General features: G+C 40.5%; 16 protein-coding genes. 9 read left to right on the forward strand and 7 right to left on the reverse strand.

The window, feature by feature from the left end:
- Nucleotides 1–4 precede the first annotated feature (4 nt).
- Both QHT84_RS06060 and QHT84_RS06065 read left to right on the forward strand, forming a co-directional pair.
- Nucleotides 5–1,909 (forward strand): DEAD/DEAH box helicase, encoded by a 1,905-nt coding sequence (locus tag QHT84_RS06060; protein WP_283238657.1) that lies wholly within the window; start codon nucleotides 5–7, stop codon nucleotides 1,907–1,909.
- Between the two features lie 231 nt (nucleotides 1,910–2,140).
- Nucleotides 2,141–2,929 carry a carboxypeptidase-like regulatory domain-containing protein gene (locus tag QHT84_RS06065; protein ID WP_283238658.1) on the forward strand — a complete coding sequence of 263 codons (789 nt, stop codon included), beginning with the start codon at nucleotides 2,141–2,143 and terminating at the stop codon, nucleotides 2,927–2,929.
- Here the strand turns inward: QHT84_RS06065 and QHT84_RS06070 are convergent.
- Entirely contained in the window at nucleotides 2,926–3,585 is a 660-nt protein-coding gene (locus QHT84_RS06070; protein ID WP_283238659.1) for a TrmH family RNA methyltransferase, read from the reverse strand. The genes QHT84_RS06065 and QHT84_RS06070 overlap by 4 nt on opposite strands.
- Nucleotides 3,586–3,630: 45 nt before the next feature.
- Nucleotides 3,631–4,902 carry a hypothetical protein gene (locus QHT84_RS06075; protein ID WP_283238660.1) on the reverse strand — a complete coding sequence of 424 codons (1,272 nt, stop codon included), beginning with the start codon at nucleotides 4,900–4,902 and terminating at the stop codon, nucleotides 3,631–3,633.
- Nucleotides 4,903–5,085: 183 nt separating this feature from the next.
- Between QHT84_RS06075 and QHT84_RS06080 the strand changes: the two genes are divergently transcribed.
- Together QHT84_RS06080 and purB are read left to right on the forward strand one after the other, a co-directional pair.
- Nucleotides 5,086–5,772, forward strand: a complete 687-nt coding sequence (locus QHT84_RS06080) for an SIR2 family NAD-dependent protein deacylase (protein WP_283238661.1) — start codon at nucleotides 5,086–5,088, stop codon at nucleotides 5,770–5,772.
- 193 nt (nucleotides 5,773–5,965) lie between these two features.
- Nucleotides 5,966–7,309: an adenylosuccinate lyase gene (purB, locus tag QHT84_RS06085; protein ID WP_283238662.1), complete on the forward strand. Its 1,344-nt coding sequence runs from the start codon at nucleotides 5,966–5,968 to the stop codon at nucleotides 7,307–7,309.
- A gap of 145 nt (nucleotides 7,310–7,454) precedes the next feature.
- On the opposite strand, the gene guaB is transcribed toward purB, so the two are convergent.
- The 3 genes from guaB to QHT84_RS06100 form a co-directional block, all read right to left on the reverse strand.
- Complete coding sequence (guaB, locus tag QHT84_RS06090) at nucleotides 7,455–8,927, reverse strand: IMP dehydrogenase (protein ID WP_283238663.1); 1,473 nt, start codon at nucleotides 8,925–8,927, stop codon at nucleotides 7,455–7,457.
- A gap of 63 nt (nucleotides 8,928–8,990) precedes the next feature.
- Nucleotides 8,991–10,871, reverse strand: a complete 1,881-nt coding sequence (locus QHT84_RS06095) for a tetratricopeptide repeat-containing sensor histidine kinase (RefSeq protein ID WP_283238664.1) — start codon at nucleotides 10,869–10,871, stop codon at nucleotides 8,991–8,993.
- Between the two features lie 64 nt (nucleotides 10,872–10,935).
- On the reverse strand, nucleotides 10,936–11,799 hold the full coding sequence (locus QHT84_RS06100) for a hydroxymethylglutaryl-CoA lyase (protein WP_283238665.1): 864 nt from the start codon (nucleotides 11,797–11,799) through the stop codon (nucleotides 10,936–10,938).
- Nucleotides 11,800–11,968: 169 nt separating this feature from the next.
- Between QHT84_RS06100 and QHT84_RS06105 the strand changes: the two genes are divergently transcribed.
- The gene (locus QHT84_RS06105; protein ID WP_283238666.1) at nucleotides 11,969–12,580 is read left to right on the forward strand and encodes a SatD family protein; all 612 of its coding nucleotides are present in this window, start codon (nucleotides 11,969–11,971) and stop codon (nucleotides 12,578–12,580) included.
- A complete protein-coding gene (locus tag QHT84_RS06110) occupies nucleotides 12,577–13,290 on the forward strand; it encodes a DUF3307 domain-containing protein (protein ID WP_283238667.1) in 714 nt (237 codons plus the stop codon). The genes QHT84_RS06105 and QHT84_RS06110 overlap by 4 nt, the downstream gene beginning before the upstream one ends.
- Here QHT84_RS06110 and QHT84_RS06115 read toward each other — a convergent pair.
- Complete coding sequence (locus tag QHT84_RS06115; RefSeq protein ID WP_283238668.1) at nucleotides 13,276–14,295, reverse strand: quinone-dependent dihydroorotate dehydrogenase; 1,020 nt, start codon at nucleotides 14,293–14,295, stop codon at nucleotides 13,276–13,278. The two genes, QHT84_RS06110 and QHT84_RS06115, sit on opposite strands and share 15 nt — an antisense overlap.
- Nucleotides 14,296–14,472: 177 nt before the next feature.
- Between QHT84_RS06115 and nadC the strand changes: the two genes are divergently transcribed.
- The 3 genes from nadC to priA all read left to right on the forward strand — a co-directional run bounded on the left by nadC (nucleotide 14,473) and on the right by priA (nucleotide 18,835).
- A complete protein-coding gene (gene nadC, locus QHT84_RS06120) occupies nucleotides 14,473–15,330 on the forward strand; it encodes a carboxylating nicotinate-nucleotide diphosphorylase (protein ID WP_283238669.1) in 858 nt (285 codons plus the stop codon).
- Between the two features lie 3 nt (nucleotides 15,331–15,333).
- Nucleotides 15,334–16,281 (forward strand): YihY/virulence factor BrkB family protein, encoded by a 948-nt coding sequence (locus QHT84_RS06125; RefSeq protein ID WP_283238670.1) that lies wholly within the window; start codon nucleotides 15,334–15,336, stop codon nucleotides 16,279–16,281.
- A 97-nt stretch (nucleotides 16,282–16,378) separates the two neighbouring features.
- On the forward strand, nucleotides 16,379–18,835 hold the full coding sequence (gene priA, locus QHT84_RS06130; RefSeq protein ID WP_283238671.1) for a replication restart helicase PriA: 2,457 nt from the start codon (nucleotides 16,379–16,381) through the stop codon (nucleotides 18,833–18,835).
- A 6-nt stretch (nucleotides 18,836–18,841) separates the two neighbouring features.
- Here priA and QHT84_RS06135 read toward each other — a convergent pair whose 3' ends face one another.
- The gene (locus QHT84_RS06135; RefSeq protein ID WP_283238672.1) at nucleotides 18,842–19,537 is read right to left on the reverse strand and encodes a LytR/AlgR family response regulator transcription factor; all 696 of its coding nucleotides are present in this window, start codon (nucleotides 19,535–19,537) and stop codon (nucleotides 18,842–18,844) included.
- Nucleotides 19,538–19,718: the final 181 nt, after the last annotated feature.

A 19,718-nucleotide genomic window follows, 5' to 3' on the forward strand; every position in this document is an offset into this window, starting at 1 on the left:
TTATATGAATAAATTTGAACAATTAGGTCTGAATGAATCGTTACTGCTGGCGATCAAAGATCTAGGATTTGAGAATCCGTCAGAAGTCCAGGAAAAAGCGATTCCGGTACTATTGGAACAAAACACAGACTTGGTTGCGTTAGCGCAAACAGGAACAGGGAAAACCGCCGCTTTTGGTTTTCCGCTTATTCAAAAAATTGATGCTGAAGACAAAAGTACGCAAGCCTTAATTTTATCACCTACCCGTGAGCTATGCTTACAAATCACCAACGAGATTAAACAATACTCAAAATATGTAAAGGGTTTACATACAGTGGCAGTTTATGGTGGTGCAAGCATTACAGAACAAGCCAGAGAAGTAAAGCGTGGTGCGCAAATTATTGTGGCCACACCCGGTAGAATGCAAGACATGATTAATCGTGGTCTTGTGAACATTAAAAACATCAATTTCTGTATTCTTGATGAAGCCGATGAGATGTTGAACATGGGATTTTATGAGGATATCGTTTCGATATTATCCGATACACCCGATGAGAAAAATACGTGGTTATTTTCGGCTACCATGCCGGCAGAAGTAGCCCGAATTGCTAAAAAATTCATGCACGATCCGGCTGAAGTTACGGTTGGAACCAAAAATTCCGGTTCGGCTACGGTGTCACACGAATTTTATGTGGTGAACGCCCGTGACCGCTACGAAGCGTTGAAGCGATTGGCCGATGCCAATCCGGATATTTTTTCGGTAGTCTTTTGTCGTACCAAACGCGATACCCAAGCGGTGGCTGAAAAATTAATCGAAGACGGTTACAATGCCGCGGCGTTACACGGCGATTTATCGCAAGCGCAACGCGACAGCGTGATGAAATCGTTTCGTGGCCGACAAGTACAAATGTTGGTGGCTACTGATGTGGCCGCGCGTGGAATTGACGTAGACAATGTAACGCACGTGGTGAACTACCAATTACCGGATGAAATTGAAACCTACAACCACCGTTCGGGAAGAACCGGTAGAGCTGGGAAGTTGGGAACGTCTATAGTGATTGTTACCAAAAGTGAAATCCGTAAGATTCATGCGATTGAGAAAATCATCAGACAAAAATTTGAGGAGAAAACCATTCCTAGCGGTATCGAAATTTGTGAAATTCAGTTACTACACTTAGCCAACAAAATCAAAGATACTGAGGTGGATCACGAAATAGATAACTATTTGCCGGCGATAAACGAAGTATTGGATGGTTTGTCTAAAGAAGAATTGATTAAGAAAATGGTTTCGGTAGAATTTAACCGATTCATCAATTACTATAAAAAGAAACGCGATTTATCGGGTGAGAAATCAGACAGAAGTTCGGAACCGAGAGAAATCAGAGCCGGCGATCCGGTGCGTTATTTTGTTAACATTGGTGCTCGTGACGATTTCGATTGGATGCAATTGAAAGATTTCTTAAAAGAAACCCTGGATTTAGGTCGCGATGACGTGTTTAAAGTCGACGTAAAAGAAGGCTTTTCATTCTTTAACACCGATGGTGAACACACCGATAAAGTGATGTCAATTTTAAACGGCTACGAATTAAACGGTCGTCGTATTAATGTGGAAATCTCTAAGAATGACGGTGGCAGCAGCTCCCGCCGTGATCACAACGGCAGAAGTGGTGGCCGAGGCGAAAGAAGCTTTGGCGGCGATCGCAAATCGGGTGGATTTGGTTCGAGAAAAGAAGGCGGATTCCGAGGTGAGCGAAATGATTTCACGCGAGGCGAACGTACTGACCGTTCCAGAAGTGATCGACCTTCATCGAGAAGAGAGCCGGGTTCGTTTCAAAGAGAAGAACGATCGCCAAGGCGTTCGGAAAGTAACGACAGACCGGCCGGACGTTCTTTTGAAGCGGCTAAAAACCGAAGACCCAGAAGAAGCTAATTTTTAATTACGAATTACAATTTAGTTTATACTTAATACGTTGAACTCCGTTTTGCTTCGGTAAAACGGAGTTTTTTTATGGCGTTCCCTCTCGTTCCCGGTTTTGAAATTGGTGCGAATCGGTTGTTTTTTAAGACGAAAACGTCATTTTGTTAATTTTATTCTAATTCTCTTTTCAAAGCATCGCATTTCTTAAAAGAGTTTCATACTTTTAAACCATCAAATCCGGCTATGAAATATTTTACTGTTTTTTTCTTACTTCTCTTTTCATTTACAGCATTGGCTCAGGAAAAACCTGTAGTACAAAAGGTAAGCGGAACGATTATTAATGACAATTCGTTATTGCCTATTCCCAATGTAAATGTAATTAATGTTAATAAAGTCAAAGGTGTCGTAACCAATCCCAGTGGTTATTTTGAAATGGAAGTCAGCGTCAGCGATACGTTGCACATTTCTATTTTGGGCTATCAATCGTTGCGCGTACGCGTGACCAATGACTGGCTTAAAAACGGTACCGCCAAGATTCAACTTACTGAAAAAGCCATTGCTTTGGAGGAAGTAATTGTTAAAAAGTACGATTTGACGGGTTATTTGGAGGTTGATTCCAAATTAATTCCCGAAAAAGAAAATTACCGTTATAGTATTTCCGGTTTGCCGCAAGCCTATGAAGCCGGTGAAAGTTCCCCAAATGCGTTTACCAGAGTTTTAGGTTCCATCTTTAATCCGGCCGACATGCTCTATAATTTCTTTGGAAACAAACCCAAAGAGCTCCGAAAGTTAAAGCAGATGAAGAAAGACGACACAGTGCGCAACTTGTTGGAATCGAAGTTTGACCGCGAGATGATTTCGGTGTTGTTGGGTGTGGATAAAAAAGAAATCGCCGAAATATTACAGCGTTGTAATTACTCCGAATCGTTTATACAAACGGCTAACGATTTGCAGATTTTGGATGCGATAAGCGCTTGTTATGAAGAATACAAAGTGCTTTCCAAAAAACACGAAAAGTACATCAAAGACTAAGGTTGATTGGCATAATAGCGGGCTTCTATACGCTTAATATCTTTAATCGAATTTTTGGCCCAGGACAATCGTTTTTCCAAAATTTCATCAGCCGTTAATTTCCAATTCAGATTGGATTGGCGCAGGCGCGTGGTAATGTCTTGTATGATGATGGCTGCCGAAACCGAAATATTCAAACTTTCGGTAAAACCAACCATCGGGATTTTCAAATAACCGTCGGCTTGGGCAATGACCTCGGGTGACAATCCTTCTTTTTCGGTACCGAAAAAAATAGCACTTCGTTTCGTAATGTCGAATTCGTGCAGCATACACGAATCGTTATGCGGCGTGGTGGCGATGATTTGATAGCCTTTTTGGCGCAACGAATCGATACAGTTCTGCATCGAGTTAAAACGATTGATATCAACCCATTTTTGAGCGCCCATGGCGATTTCGGTATCGATACGTTTCCCGAATTTTTGTTCCACCACATTCAGTTCCTGAATTCCGAAAACCTCACAACTGCGCATCACGGCGCTGGTGTTGTGAAGTTGGTACACATCTTCCATGGCAATCGTAAAGTGATTAGTACGGTTTTCCAACACCTGTAAAAAGCGTTCTTTACGATTGTCGGTTAAAAATTCTTCTAAGTATTTCAGGTAATCTAAATCGACCATGCGTTCCTAATTTTGAGCAAAAATAGGAATTTAAATAGGGAAATATTACCGATTGGCCTCGGATATCCAATGGAATTGTTTTTCAGCCAATTGAAATTTGCGATCCGATTTGACCAAATTAAACACCACGCTATCGTGTTCGATTTTACCGTAAAGCTGCATTGTTTTAGCACCGGTTTGTTGGTATTGCAACTTAAAAAGCACCTTGTCGGTGTTGCCGGACGGACTAAAAACAATGGTTTTTTCTTTAGGCTTTACGGTATAAGAAAAATAACCTCTATTGTAGTTTTGGGTCAACAGTGTGTCGGTGGTCATAATGCTGCCGCGGCCGTTGTCTTGAAAAATAATGTCTTTCCATATTGTATCATTGGCCAGCGAGATTGGGATTTCAGTGTTGTTTTTCTTAAATGATGTGACGTAGTATATTCCGGGTGTTATTGGTTTTTGGATGTTGGTTTGATAAAATTCTTCCCTCCAGGCCCAACTCTGGTAAAGGGATAAACCGCCGAATAATAAGACGACGAGAATTTTTACTGCAACCCGAGCGATTTTCCAGTGCTTTTTGGTTAAGGAGATATCGAAAGAAGTCAGACGACCCACAGGTTGATTGCGCCACAAGAAATTCAAATAGTGTGGTGCATCGATAATAATCAGGTATAAACAGTAAATGACTAAATGCATGGAGAATAGTTTTACCGGAATGTCAAAGCATAAATTCAGAATAAAAACATTCAGGAAAACGCCAAATCCTAATAGGAGACCCGTTGGGATTGTTCTTCTGTAGAGCAGTAATAGTGCTACTATCACTTCCATGACACCGCTGAAAATTTGATAGGGCGATGAATAACCGAAAAACATCCAACTCAATCGCATGGGTAAATAATCACCCAGCGGTGTCGCCAGCTGACTCAAACCGGGTTCCGGCATTTGCATGGCAAATAGTTTAATGGTGCCATACAAAAAGGCGATAATAATGATAAAATAACGCAGCAGATTTCGTAGGAACCAGTCTAATTTATCATATGATTTGGGTTTTCGCTCCAAAACAGTCCACAGTAAAGCTCCAAATGCGGCTAGTAGTAATGTGGTATAAAAGTAGGCCCAAGCATAAGAAGTATCACCACTGCCACCACCGTTGATGTTTAGCTTGTCTTTCACATGAAAAAGATGGTCATTACAAAAAGTGACTACCGGTACAAAAGCGTCATTAATAAAATATGTAATGGCGCTTAAACCCGGAATAAACTCAAACAGTTGCCATAGGGCAGTGGCGAAAAGGAAGTAAATAAAAAAGAATCGGAATACTATTTTTCTCATGGTAGTGTATTGATTTTGAGATGTATGGTAATTGATTAGCACTAACTCTAACTAAAGTATTAAAATCATAAAATCAATTTTAAACCCTTGAAGAATAATTATTAACAATATTTTGCTTATAAACCAAAGGGGTTGTTTTTTTACCGGATTAGTGCGAAATTTAGCCGAAGAAAAGAAAGGAAAATGAAAAAATTAGTGGTTTTAACCGGCGCCGGGATTTCGGCCGAAAGCGGCATCAAAACCTTTCGCGATGCCGATGGGTTGTGGGAAGGACATGAGGTGATGGAAGTGGCGTCATACGACGGTTGGCGTAACAACAAAGCCTTGGTGATCGATTTTTACAACCAACGCCGAAGACAGTTGCACGAGGTAAAGCCCAACTTGGGACATCTGACTTTGGCTGAAATGGAGAAAGATTTTGACGTGCATATTATTACCCAAAACGTCGATAATTTGCACGAGCAAGCCGGGAGCAGTAAGGTTTTGCATTTGCACGGTGAATTGCTCAAAGTAAGAAGCGACCACCATCGATTTGAAGTGTTGGATTGGACTACGGATTTGCAGATTGGCGATACCGACTCAAACGGAATCCAACTCCGCCCTCATATAGTGTGGTTTGGCGAAGCCGTTCCGGCGTTGGAAGAAGCGGTTTCCATAGTAGAAAGCGCCGATTATGTAGCGGTTGTCGGAACGTCGCTTCAGGTGTATCCGGCAGCGGGTTTGATGCATTATGCCAAGCGTCATGTTCCGGTGTTTTATATCGATCCGAAACCGGCCACGATATACGATTTGCAAAATCCGCTGGAAGTGATACCGATGATGGCTACGGAAGGTGTGCCTTTGTTAAAACAAAAGTTGAAAGATGAATAGTAGTCTTTGTCATTTTGAACGAAGTGAAAAATCAAATAATACTAAGGTAATGCATGTGATTTCTCCTTTTAGTAGAAATGACAAGAAACAGTAAAAAACTCTCAACTCATATCGTATAACTTATAACTTATAACTATTTTTGCAGCACTAAAAAGACTCTGAAATGATTTCAGAATAAACAACACACTACCACATGTCATTAACTACTTTAAACGCCATTTCTCCGATAGACGGAAGATACCGTAAAGCCACCAAGTCTTTAGCTGCCTTTTTTTCGGAAGAGGCTTTAATAAAATATCGTATTTTAGTTGAAGTGGAATACTTTATAGCCTTGTGCGAAAGTGATTTACCTCAATTGAAAAATGTAGATAAAAGCGTTTTTGAATCGCTTCGAAAGCTCTACAAAGACTTTACTACGGCAGATGCTTTAACGATTAAAGAGACCGAAAAAACCACCAACCACGACGTGAAGGCCGTGGAATATTTTATCAAAGATCAATTTGATGTTTTAGGGTTGAGCGCCTACAAAGAGTTTATCCATTTTGGGTTGACCTCTCAAGATATCAACAATACGGCGATTCCGCTTTCGACCAAAGACGCTTTTGAAAAAGTGTACTTGCCAAGCTTGATTGCTTTGATTGCCAAATTGAAAGAATTGAGCATCGAGTGGCACGACGTTCCCATGTTGGCCCGAACGCACGGTCAGCCGGCCTCTCCAACACGATTAGGAAAAGAGATTTTGGTTTTTGTAGAACGATTAGAAGAGCAAATGCGCTTGTTGTTTAATATTCCTTTTGCAGCCAAATTTGGCGGCGCCACCGGAAATTTCAATGCGCATCATGTGGCCTATCCGAATACCGATTGGAAGCAATTCGGAACTTCTTTTGTGGAAGACGTTTTGGGATTGCAACATTCTTTTCCAACCACACAGATTGAGCATTACGATCATTTTGCCGCCTTTTTTGATGCGTTGAAGCGAATCAATACCATCATCATCGATTTAGATCGCGACATATGGACGTATGTTTCGATGGATTATTTCAAACAAAAAATCAAAGCCGGTGAAATTGGTTCTTCGGCCATGCCTCATAAAGTGAATCCGATTGATTTTGAAAACTCGGAAGGAAATTTAGGCATTGCCAATGCTGTTTTCGAACATTTATCAGCCAAATTACCGATTTCTCGTTTGCAACGCGATTTGACCGACAGCACGGTGTTGCGTAATGTAGGCGTTCCTTTCGGACATACCATTATCGCTTTTGAAGCGACGTTGAAAGGGTTGAACAAATTGTTATTGAACGAAGCCAAATTTGCCGAGGACTTAGAGAAAAACTGGGCTGTAGTAGCCGAAGCCATTCAAACGATTTTGCGTCGCGAAGGGTATCCGAATCCATATGAAGCTTTAAAAGGTTTAACTCGGACCAATGCGGCCATTACGAAAGAATCCATTCATGAATTCATTGGAACACTTGATGTTTCTGATGAAATCAAAGCCGAGCTGTTACAGATTACGCCAAGTAATTATTTGGGGATTTAATGAGTTTGTAGTCTCAGTCTAAGTCTGAGTCTCAGTCTCAGTCTCAGTCTTTTCTATTATAATACACATTGCCTGTTTCTCATATTGAAAAAAAATCTCAGTTCACATTACTGCAAACTGAGACTGAGACTGTAAACTAAAAATATTATCTCGAATAATTCGGCGCTTCCTTAGTAATGGTCACATTGTGCGGATGACTTTCGGTAATACCGCTTGAAGTAATGCGCACGAAACGTCCGTTAGCTTGTAGCGTCGGAATATCTTTGGCACCGCAATAGCCCATACCGGCTCGGAGTCCGCCAATGAACTGCTGCATGCTTTCGTTTAATTCGCCTTTATATGGAACGCGCCCTACGATGCCTTCGGGAACCAATTTCTTAATATCATCTTCCACATCTTGAAAATAGCGGTCTTTGGAACCTTCTTGCATGGCTTCCACCGAGCCCATGCCGCGATAGGATTTAAATTTTCTGCCTTCAAAAATGATGGTTTCTCCCGGAGATTCTTTGGTTCCGGCCAACAACGAGCCCAACATCACGGAACTCGCACCGGCTGCAATCGCTTTCGGAATATCACCGGTATAGCGGATACCACCATCGGCAATTACCGGAATTCCGGTTCCTTTTAATGCCTCGGAAACTTCCAAAACGGCAGAGAATTGCGGAAAACCAACACCGGCTACCACACGCGTGGTGCAAATAGAGCCCGGACCAATTCCTACTTTCACTGCATCGGCACCGTGTTCCACCAAATACAAGGCTGCTTCGGGTGTGGCAATATTGCCTACCACAACATCCAATTCGGGAAACTTGGCTTTCACTTCTTTTAGAACCGTAACCACTCCTTTGGTATGTCCGTGTGCCGTATCGATAATTACCGCATCAACGCCGGCATTCACCAAAGCCGTAGCTCTGTCGAGTGCATCGGCTGTGACACCAATAGCGGCGGCTACGCGCAACCTTCCGAACTTGTCTTTGTTGGCATTCGGTTTTTGGGATAGTTTGGTAATATCACGAAAGGTAATCAATCCGACTAATTTATAATTTTCATCAACTACCGGTAATTTTTCGATTTTATTCTGTTGTAAAATGCCTTCGGCTTCTTGTAATGTTGTGCCTACTGCGGCTGTAACTAAATTTTCAGAAGTCATCACTTCAGTTATTGAACGCGAATTGATTTTTTCAAAACGCAAATCGCGATTGGTAGCGATTCCTTTTAAAATTCCGTTGTCATCTACAACCGGAATTCCGCCGATGCTGAATTCTTTCATCGCCATTTTGGCATCGCCCACAGTAGCCGTTAGGGGTAAAGTTACCGGATCGAGTATCATTCCGGCTTCGGCTCGTTTGACTTTGCGAACTTTAGCCGCTTGTTGTTCAATCGTCATGTTTTTGTGCAACACGCCGATGCCGCCTTCCTGAGCCATGGCAATAGCCATAGCGCTCTCGGTTACCGTATCCATAGCGGCGGAAACGATAGGAACGTTTAGCGTAATGTTTTTGGAAAATTTAGATTGAATGCTGACTTCTCGCGGTAAAACTTCTGAAAAATTCGGGACTAAGAGAACATCATCATAGGTTAATCCTTCGCTGATGATTTTAGAGTTGTGTGTGCTCATTGCAATTTGTAGTTGTAGTTAAATTGCATGCAAATATAGTAAAAATTCTCTAACGGCTAGTGTTTAGTACTTCAAAAATGAAATGATAAATTCGGTCATTTTTTCTTCTTCACTTCGAATTTCGAGTTGTCCCTGATTATTGATTAAAAACTGTTTGACCAACAGCAATCCCAAACCTGTTCCTTCTTCCATAGAAGTCCCTTTTTCAGAGGGAAGTCGTTTGTTAAAACTCATAATTTCCTCTATTTTGTTTTGGTTGAGTCCGTTTCCATAATCTTTGATATGAATTTTTTGGTACTTTTCATCTGAAGAATAGAAAATATCAATCCGGCTGTGGAGTGGTGCAAATTTTACGGCGTTGGCAATAATGTTTTGGACGATAATCCGGACTTGTCCGATATCGGCTTTGATAAAAATGCTTTCGGTGTTATGATGATTGAAGGTTACTTTCTTTTTAGTTACTTCGGCATGAAAGGAGTTTACGGATTCTTCTACAATTTGATTCAATGCTATTTTTTCAAAATGAACATTGGTTCCGTCAATTTGAGAATTAGCCCATTTTAAAAGATGGTTCAGTATTAATGAAGTCCCTTCAACTTGCTTTTGCAATTGCTCAAAAACAAAAGCTTGTTCTTCCTTTGTTAAATCATGTTGCTTGTTGAGTTCAATTACTTGAATGAGCGAATTGATTGGGGTTTTTAAATCATGTGAAAGTATCGAGAAAATCTTATTCTTGGTTTGATTCAATTCTTCCAAAACCAGATTTTGAGAGAGAATCATCGATTGCTGGTTTTGAATTTCTTGATTTTTGATTTCAATTTCCCTGAAAAACGTTCCCTTTTGTTTGGTGTATTTGTGATATTGATACGTAAAAACGGAAAGCGACAGCAAAAGAATGATAATGAATCCGACAAAAATACGAGTGTAATACAATTTTTGCTGCGCCGTTTCTGCCTTAGCCATCAATTCGTCATTTTCAGCCTCTTTGGCTTTCAGTTGTAAAATATTTACTTCTTTTATTTTAGATTCGGCATACAGGGAGTCATTATATGCTTTGGTAATCACCAAATAGTGATACGCCGACTTAAAATCATTTTTCTTTTCATAAATCTGGGTTAAAATTTCGGAAGATCGGGCAATATCCCATTTGGCCCCCACAATTTTGGCTGTGGTAAAACCTTTTAAACCGTAAGATTCAGCGGTAGCGTAATCTTCTTTTTTCAGATATACTTCAGAAAGCCCGGACAGGGCATAAGCCTCTTCCCATAAGTTTGGTTTCACGTTGTTGTTCAGTACTTTTTGATAGTAGTACACTGAGGAGTCAAGGTTGTTTTGAGCAAAATGGATATAGCCTAATTTATTCATCGCCATCTGAGAATCGTCAGCCAATTTAAATTTTCGACTCAGTTTTAACGATTCGGAAAAATGATGATAGGCTTCCTCATATTGGTTTAAGTTTGCCTCGGAAACTCCTATATTCAGAAGGTTTTTTACTGTAAAAGGATTGTTATTCAGTGTACGACAAATGGCAATCGATTTTTTAAAATTTTTCAACGCTTCTTGGTCTCGGCCAAAAACCTGTTGAATAAGTCCTTGTCCCATCAAACATTTGGCAACCCCCAATTTGTTGTTTTGGGCGTCGTAAATTTCAGAGGCTTTGATGTAATTTTTTAAAGCAATATCATAAGAACCTACTATGTAGTAATTGGCCGCAAATTGAAATATTACGTCAGCAATAGCGTTTTGGTCATTGAGTTGACGGGCTATTTTATCGGCCTTTACCAAATAAAATTTGGCTTTGTTAAAGTCGGTGTACGTATGCTTTTTCGATTCTTTAAGATAATAACTGACAGAATCTTTAGTAAAAGAAGTAGCCTGAGCGCTGTTCTTTAAACAAAACAAGCACATCAGTACGATAAAGGTATAGCGAATAATCCGAGGCAAAAGTTACTCTTTAAAATTTGAGGAATATAAAGTTACTAAAAAACAACCGGGTACAGCTAAGATTTTAATGAAATTTTCCGAATAGTTTTGTTGCTTCATTATAAGCGCTTTCGAAACTCATCGGACTCGTATTGGTGTTTTGCTTTTGAGCCGTAAAATAGGAGAGGAGTTTTTCGGTGGGCATATTTCCGGTTAAGTCGTCTTTGGCCATCGGACAACCCCCAAAACCCTGAATGGCTCCGTCAAAACGTAGGCATCCGGCTTTGAAAGCAGCGTCAACCTTCTCATGCCATTTATCCGGAGTAGTATGTAAATGCGCTCCAAATTCGATCTCCGGGTATTTCGGAATTAAATTCGAGAATAAATAGTCAATCACTTCGGGCGTTGAGCTTCCGATAGTATCGGATAAGGATAGTATGGTAACGCCCATTTTGGCTAACTTTTCAGTCCATTCGCCCACAATATCCACATTCCAGGGATCGCCATACGGATTTCCGAATCCCATAGACAGGTACGCGACCACTTCTTTATCGGAAGCATTCGCAATATCCAAGATTTCTTGTAAGGTAACCAAACTCTGGGCTATCGTTTTATGGGTATTTCGCATTTGAAAGTTCTCGGAAATCGAAAACGGGAAACCTAAATAATGTATTTCCCGATGAATCGATGCCAATTGGGCGCCTTGTGTGTTAGCAATGATGGCCAATAATTTACTGGTGGTTTGTGATAAATCTAATTGAGCCAAAACTTCGGCCGTGTCCTGCATTTGCGGAATGGCTTTCGGCGAAACAAAGCTGCCGAAATCTATCGTGTCAAATCCCACGCGTAGTAACGACTGGATATAATCGACTTTCTTCTCGGTAGGGATAAACGTTTTGATGCCTTGCATGGCATCGCGCGGACATTCTATAATTTTGATAGGCTTCATATTCGCTTTCAAAGATACTAAAACACGCCGTTTTTTAAAATTTATATTTCAGATGTATTCCAATTTTAAGTAATAAACAGAACTATTACACTTTTTGGTAATAAATTAAATTATTACGTTTTTTGGTAATAATTATTGTTTTTCCCGATTTATTCTTTACATTTGGGGTATGATTGGTATTATTACAGGCGATATTGTTAATTCCAGAAAGCTGTCTTCCGAATTGTGGATGAACGGTTTTAAGGCATTGCTGAATACCTTCGGTAAAACGCCGGCCGATTGGGAAATCTATCGTGGCGACGAATTTCAATTGGAAGTTAAGCAGCCGGAAGCAGCACTGTTTGTGGCATTACAGTTAAAGGCATATTTCAAAACGTTAAAACTCGATGTCCGAATGAGTATCGGCATAGGCGATAAAACGTATAGTGCTAATAAGATTTCCGAAAGTAACGGATCCGCTTTTTTGCGTTCCGGAGAAGTTTTTCAATCGTTAAAAAAACAAAAAATTAATTTAGCCATTAATACCGGAAACCAGGAGGTAGACACTGATTTGAATTTAAAATTGCGTTTGGCGTCCACGTTTATGGATGCTTGGTTACCGCAGTCGGCTGAGTTGGTTTTGACAGCCCTGCAAAATCCCAATCTATCTCAAGAAGGCATAGGGCAAAAGCTCGGCATCAATCAGGCTGCCGTGAGTCGCCGGCGAAAACGCGCCCAATTCGATTTACTGTTGGAAACCGAAACCGACTTTCGTCAAAAAATTAAAAATCGGAGCATATGATTATTTTTATAAAACTGCTGTTAGCTCATATCATAGGCGATTTTATAGTACAGCCCGACGCTTGGGTAGCCGACAAGGAAAAGAAAATACACCGCAGCATGTACTTATACTTACATACGCTTTTACATGCGGTATTGGCTTATGTGTTGGTCGGTGAAAAAGCATTTGCCGCTTATGCGTTATTATTGGCCTTTTTGCACGGAGGTATTGATTTTTTAAAGCTTCGTTTCCAGAGAAAAGAGAATAAACGCCGTTGGTTTATAGCTGATCAATGGTTGCACGTGTTGGTCATTATAGGAATTACTTTTGGCTATAACGGTGAGTTGCCCGACTTTTCTTTTGCAGATGACCAATTCTGGATTTTGGTTACAGCGTTGATTTTTTTGACAAAGCCAACTTCCATCATTATCAAAAACATCATTTCGATTTGGACGCCTGAAAATAAATGGGACAAAAACGATGATTCCTTACAGAATGCGGGCAATTACATTGGAATCCTGGAACGATTGTTTGTATTTTACTTCGTGACTAGTGGTCATTTGGAAGCTGTCGGATTTTTATTGGCCGCCAAATCCATTTTCCGATTCGGAGATTTAAAAGAAGCCAAAGACCGAAAACTTACAGAATACGTCTTAATCGGAACGTTGCTGAGTTTTGGTATGGCTTTCTTGGTAGGTTTGCTAGTCCAATACGGCTTACTTTTTTGCTAAAATTTTCTGATTGATTTCCTTAATCAAAGCCGGACCTTCATAAATAAATCCGGTATACAACTGCACCAAACTGGCACCGGCTTCCAATTTTTCGATTGCATCTTCGGCCGAGTGAATCCCACCAACGCCGATAATAGGGAAGGCTTTGTTGCTTTTTTCGGAGAGGAACCGAATCACTTCTGTAGCGCGTTTGGTTAAGGGTTTACCCGATAATCCTCCGGTTTCTGCTTTATTCTCCGACTGTAATCCATCGCGGGAAATGGTTGTATTCGTGGCGATAACACCCGCAATTTTGGAATCGTTTACAATGTCAATAATATCCAATAATTGCTCGTTGGTCAAATCGGGGGCGATTTTCAATAAAATCGGTTTCGGATTTTGATGCAACAAATTGTGGGATTGCAAGGTATTGAGCAACTCGGTTAACGGTTCTTTCTCTTGTAGCGCTCTGAGATTCGGCGTGTTGGGCGAACTCACATTCACCACAAAATAATCTACGTAATTGAATAAAGCATCAAAACAAAGTAAGTAATCTGAAGTTGCATTTTCATTCGGGGTAATCTTGTTTTTTCCAATATTACCGCCAATCAGAACGCCTCGGTTTTGTTGTAAGCGAAGTACAGCGGCTTCCACGCCACCATTGTTAAATCCCATGCGGTTGATAATCGCACGGTCTTCTTTTAGGCGAAATAATCTTTTTTTCGGATTGCCGTCTTGTGGTTTTGGTGTCAGGGTGCCGATTTCGATAAATCCGAAACCAAAATGGGATAGCTCATTGTACAGCTTCGCATCTTTATCAAAACCAGCCGCCAATCCGACCGGGTTTTTGAATTTCAAACCAAAAACTTCTCGTTCCAAACGTTGGTCCTCGACAGCATACACCGATTTTAACAGGTTGGGAACAAAGGGAATTTTACAAAGAATTTTGATAACCGAAAAAGTGAAGTGATGCACTTCTTCCGGATCAAACCAAAAAAGGATTGGGCGAATGAGTAGTTTGTACATGAGTGTGTTGTTGTGGTGCAAAGGTATAATTAATGTAACAATTAAACAATGTAACAATTAATACTTCTTGATTCACCCATTGCTACATTATCGCATTAAATCATTGCTAGATTGTTTGATTGCTACATTTTTAAATTGACAAATTAAATATTACTTTAGCCAAACAATACCAATCCCATGATTTCAGAAGCACAATTCCAAACCGAACTTAATATTATAATTCAAAACGGCATCCGCGAAGACATTGGTCCGGGCGATTACAGCTCTTTATCTTGTATTCCCGATACTGCGCAAGGCAGAGCCAAATTGTTGGTCAAAGATACCGGAATTATCGCCGGCGTCGCCTTTGCCCAAATGATATTTGAAAATGTCGACCCTACTTTGGAAGTCGAAGTCTTCATTCAAGACGGTACTCCGGTAAAACACGGCGATATTGTTTTTCACGTTTCAGGGAGTTCACAATCCATTTTGAAAGCCGAACGCTTGGTGCTCAATTCCATGCAGCGCATGTCGGCCATCGCCACCAAAACCAACAGTTATGTCAAACTGCTCGAAGGTACCAAAACGAAGATTCTCGATACCCGAAAAACCACTCCGGGTTTCCGAGCCTGCGAAAAATGGGCGGTTAAAATCGGCGGCGGCGAAAACCATCGTTTTGCGTTGTATGACATGATTATGCTCAAGGACAATCACAACGATTTTGCCGGTGGTATAACGCATGCCATTAACAAAGCCAAAGCATTTTTAAAGCATCATAACCTCGATTTAAAAATTGTAGTCGAAGCGCGTAACCTGGCTGAAATTGAAGAAATTTTGCAAAACGATGGCGTATACCGAATCTTAATTGACAACTTTAACTTTGAAGATACCGAGAAAGCTGTCGTGCTGATTGGCGATCGTTGCCTAACCGAATCTTCGGGGAACATCAATGAAAAAACCATTCGCCAATATGCCGAGTGCGGCGTCGATTATATTTCTTCCGGTGCGTTGACCCATTCAGTGTATAACATGGATTTAAGTCTCAAAGCCTTTTAAAAAATGAGTATCGAGATAGAAGACAAGCTCAAAAAAATACCGATAGTCAGAACGCTCGTTTTGCTGTTGCAAAAAATACCGTTGCCTTGGCTGCACGGTTTGTCGCTCTACGATTTAATTGAGCACTATTTTATCGGGATTGTCGAAGGCGCTATTTCGTACCGCGCGGCGGCCATTGCATGGAGTTTCTTTATGTCACTGTTTCCGTTTGCGCTTTTTATACTCAACCTCATTCCGTATATTCCGATAGAAGGGTTTCAGGAGGATTTTCTCGGATTTGTGCAGCAAAGTGTGCCACCCACCACTTATGATGCCATCTATAAAATCATCAACGATATTTTGCATAACAGTCATTCGGGCTTAATTTCAACCGGATTTTTTATGGCCATTCTCTTGATGACCAATGGGGTCAATTCTATTTTAGGCGGTTTCGAGAGTTCACATCACATCGATTTTTCACACAAACGCAAGTTTTTCCGCCAATATTTGGTGTCGTTGGCGCTTTCCATTTTATTGGCATTGTTGCTTATCATTACCGTGGCCGCCATCGTGATTTTTGAGGTTCTTTTGCAAAAAACCAAAATCCAAGACGTGTTGTCCGACAACATTCCGCTCATCGAAATGGGGCGTTATGCCTTTGTAATTCTCATGATTTTGTTCGCTACCTCGTTGTTGTTTAAGTTCGGTATCAAACGCGATTCACGCCGTTCTTTCATCTCTATCGGCTCGGTTTTTACGACCATTTTAATCATCCTGTCGTCTTACACTTTTGGGATTTGGGTGATTAAATTTTCCAAGTATAACGAGCTGTACGGCTCTATCGGAACGCTGTTGGTCATCATGTTTTACATTTGGATTAACTGCATGATTCTGCTCTTAGGGTTCGATTTAAACGCCTCGATTAATAAAATAAAACGCCAAAAAGAAAAAGAATTAGAAACCCATCCGTAGGCGTTTTTTAAACGTAATTCCTGCCATCCGCTTTACTTCGTGCCGCTGCTGTCAGGGTTAAAACTCAAACGGGTTGCCATTTTTTAAACTGATTATCATGTCTTTTTTTGTTGAAGTTATCATGCCGCTTTCACTCCCTAAAACCTTTACTTACAAGGTTTCGGAAGCCGAATACCACTACATCAAAAAAGGGATGCGTATCGCGGTACCGTTTGGTAAAAACAAAATCTACACGGCCTTGGCGATTGAGTTGCATCAAAACGAACCAACGCTTTACGAAGCCAAAGACATTCACCAAATTTTAGACGAAAAGCCCATTGTGAATGAGAGGCAAATCAACCATTGGTTTTGGATTGCGTCTTATTATATGTGTCACATCGGTGATGTGTATCGAGGCGCTTTACCGTCGGCTTTGCTACTCGAAAGCGAAACCATCATTTCCCAACAAAAAGACACCGTGGTCGATGAAGCCGAATTGTCGGACGATGAATTTCTGATTTACGAGGCCTTGCAACACCAAAGCACGCTGAAAGTCGAAAACATTATTGAGATACTCGGTAAAAAAACGGTACTGCCGGTCATTCAAAAACTAATCCATAAAAAAATTATTTCGCTCGACGAAGCGATTCAGGAAGTCTACAAGCCCAAGCTCATTCGCTATATCCGCTTGCATCCGCACTACCAATCGGAAGAAAATTTGATTGCCTTGTTGGACACTTTCAACAAAAATGCGGGTAAGCAAAAACAATTGGTGTTACAGTATTTTCAATTACAAGCGCAGGAGCGCCAACCCATTTCGGTCAAACAGCTTACCGAAACGGCTCAAGCTTCCTCGGCTATCGTAAAAGCTTTAGTGGATAAAGGCGTTTTTGAAGAATATTACCTGCAGGAAGACCGCGTCAATTTTACCCAAAACCAACGGGAAAACCAACTTTATTTGAGTGAAGCCCAACAAAGAGCACACGATGAAATCGTCCAAACGTTTACCGGTAAGGATGTTTGTTTATTACATGGTGTCACTTCCAGCGGGAAAACCGAAATTTACACCAGGCTCATTGAAAAGTATATCGCTGATGGAAAGCAGGTTTTGTATTTACTACCCGAAATTGCCTTAACTACACAATTGGTTTCGCGATTAACGCAACATTTCGGGAACAAAGTCGCCGTTTTTCATTCCAAGTACAGCAACAACGAAAGGGTAGAAGTATGGCAAAACGTTTTGCAACAATCCGAAAAAGCCCAAATTGTCATTGGGGCACGTTCGGCTTTGTTTTTACCGTTTTCGAATTTGGGACTAATTATCATTGACGAAGAACACGAATCCACTTTCAAACAACAAGATCCGGCACCGCGTTACCACGCGCGCGATGCGGCTATCGTTTTGGCCCATGCGCATCAATCTAAAGTGTTGTTGGGTTCGGCCACGCCAAGCATTGAAACGTATTATAATGCAACTTCAGGAAAATTTGGCTTGGTCACTTTAAAAGAGCGCTTTGGCAACGTCCAACTTCCTGAAATTGAATTGGTGGATTTGAAAGACAGTTATTTCCGCAAGAAAATGAAAGGGCATTTCAGCCTGACTCTAATTGAACAAATCACCGAAGCCTTCGCCAATAAGGAGCAAGTAATACTATTTCAAAACCGACGCGGGTTTTCTCCGGTTTTGGAATGCTTAACCTGTGGTCATGTGCCGCAATGTCCGCAATGCGATGTGAGTTTGACGTATCACAAATACAAAAACCAATTGCGTTGTCATTACTGTGGTTACAGTATGGCAAAGCCTTCGAATTGTCATGTTTGCTCCAGTGTCGATTTGGAAACCAAAGGATTTGGTACCGAACAAATCGAGTTGGAATTAGCCGAGTTATTTCCGAATAAGAATATCAAGCGGATGGACCAAGACACCACGCGCGGCAAATACAGTTTTGAAAAAATCATCGATGGTTTTAAAAATCGTGAAATCGATGTTTTGGTCGGTACGCAAATGTTGGCCAAAGGTTTGGATTTTGACAATGTATCGCTAGTAGGCATCATGAATGCCGATAACATGTTATACCATCCCGATTTTAGAGCTTTTGAAAGAAGTTATCAGATGATGACGCAAGTGGCAGGACGCTCGGGGCGCAGTGAAAAACGCGGCAAAGTAGTGATTCAAACGTATAACCCACTTCATAATATTATACAACAAGTGACGCATAACGATTACGAAGGCATGTACAAAGAGCAATTGTACGAGCGTAAGATTTATTATTATCCGCCATTTTATCGTTTGATACGCTTAACGTTGAAACACCGCGATTTCGAAAAGCTCAAAGAAGGGTCGATGTGGTTGTATCAGGTATTGAAACAAAGTGTATCCATTCCGGTGTTGGGTCCCGAGGAACCGGCGGTGAGTCGCATTCGCAACGAATACATCCGCACCATTATGGTTAAAATACCGGCAGATACGTCACTGCAAGGCACAAAAAAAACTATTCAGAAAGTACTGAATAGTTTTGATTTGGTCGTACCCTACAGAACGATTAAAGTTACTGTAAATGTAGATTATTATTGAGTAATGTTACGCAATAGCTAAGGCTCTGATTAAATCTTCTTTCTTATTTCGACTCAACGGAATTTTAGTCATACCGATTTCGGCAAACTTGCTGTTAAAGCGCTCTACTTTATCGATATTAATAATGTAGGATTTGTGAACGCGAATGAATTTGTCTTTTGACAAATCTTGTTCGAAAGATTTCATCGTCGAAAGGACCAAGTTACTGTCGTCTTCGGTCACTACTTTTACATAGTCGCCGTAGGCTTCAATCCACTTAATTTTATTGGTATACACTTTAAGCTTTTTGAGATTACTCTTAATAAAGATGTGTTCTCCTTCTTCTTCCTGATTTTCTTTTTTAAGCATATGGAAATCCATCGCTCTTCGAACAGAAGCATTGAAACGATCTAGGGCTATCGGTTTTTGTAGGTAATCCGTAGCATCGTAGTCGAATGCTTTCATAGCATATTCGGCTTTAGACGTAATAAAAATAATTTGAGGTTTTACTTTTAAACCGTCCAGAAAATCAAATCCACTGATGACCGGCATCTCGATATCGAGGAAAATTAAGTCAACCGTGTGTACAGACATGCAATTTTTTGCTTCAATTGCATTTGAAAAATCTCCCACTAAATGTAAATTGGGATGATTATTTACTAACTTTGCAATGATCATCCTTTGGATGGAACTATCATCGACAACAACACAATTTAGTTTCATAATACTATTTATTATAGATTTGGTAAGTCAAAAATAGATAGTTTTTTTTTAACCACCAAGCATTTTATCGATTTTTTTTGCTTTTAAACGATATTTTTTACTTTTTGACGATTTATGCTTGTTTGTGATGGTTAATTGAAAAGTATTTTTTATCTTCGCGCCCAATTTAAAATTTAACAAA

This window comes from Flavobacterium sedimenticola, from assembly GCF_030053345.1.
GTDB lineage: Bacteria > Bacteroidota > Bacteroidia > Flavobacteriales > Flavobacteriaceae > Flavobacterium > Flavobacterium sedimenticola.

What these genes read in the sequence shown, in the direction of transcription:
- QHT84_RS06115 (WP_283238668.1), bottom strand. Translation starts at nt 14,295, where the DNA reads ATGTACAAACTACTCATTCGCCCAATCCTTTTTTGGTTTGATCCGGAA.
- purB (WP_283238662.1), top strand. Translation starts at nt 5,966, where the DNA reads ATGTCATTAACTACTTTAAACGCCATTTCTCCGATAGACGGAAGATAC.
- QHT84_RS06135 (WP_283238672.1), bottom strand. Translation starts at nt 19,537, where the DNA reads ATGAAACTAAATTGTGTTGTTGTCGATGATAGTTCCATCCAAAGGATG.
- QHT84_RS06070 (WP_283238659.1), bottom strand. Translation starts at nt 3,585, where the DNA reads ATGGTCGATTTAGATTACCTGAAATACTTAGAAGAATTTTTAACCGAC.
- guaB (WP_283238663.1), bottom strand. Translation starts at nt 8,927, where the DNA reads ATGAGCACACACAACTCTAAAATCATCAGCGAAGGATTAACCTATGAT.
- priA (WP_283238671.1), top strand. Translation starts at nt 16,379, where the DNA reads ATGTCTTTTTTTGTTGAAGTTATCATGCCGCTTTCACTCCCTAAAACC.
- QHT84_RS06065 (WP_283238658.1), top strand. Translation starts at nt 2,141, where the DNA reads ATGAAATATTTTACTGTTTTTTTCTTACTTCTCTTTTCATTTACAGCA.
- QHT84_RS06075 (WP_283238660.1), bottom strand. Translation starts at nt 4,902, where the DNA reads ATGAGAAAAATAGTATTCCGATTCTTTTTTATTTACTTCCTTTTCGCC.
- QHT84_RS06060 (WP_283238657.1), top strand. Translation starts at nt 5, where the DNA reads ATGAATAAATTTGAACAATTAGGTCTGAATGAATCGTTACTGCTGGCG.
- QHT84_RS06125 (WP_283238670.1), top strand. Translation starts at nt 15,334, where the DNA reads ATGAGTATCGAGATAGAAGACAAGCTCAAAAAAATACCGATAGTCAGA.
- QHT84_RS06100 (WP_283238665.1), bottom strand. Translation starts at nt 11,799, where the DNA reads ATGAAGCCTATCAAAATTATAGAATGTCCGCGCGATGCCATGCAAGGC.
- QHT84_RS06110 (WP_283238667.1), top strand. Translation starts at nt 12,577, where the DNA reads ATGATTATTTTTATAAAACTGCTGTTAGCTCATATCATAGGCGATTTT.
- QHT84_RS06105 (WP_283238666.1), top strand. Translation starts at nt 11,969, where the DNA reads ATGATTGGTATTATTACAGGCGATATTGTTAATTCCAGAAAGCTGTCT.
- nadC (WP_283238669.1), top strand. Translation starts at nt 14,473, where the DNA reads ATGATTTCAGAAGCACAATTCCAAACCGAACTTAATATTATAATTCAA.
- QHT84_RS06080 (WP_283238661.1), top strand. Translation starts at nt 5,086, where the DNA reads ATGAAAAAATTAGTGGTTTTAACCGGCGCCGGGATTTCGGCCGAAAGC.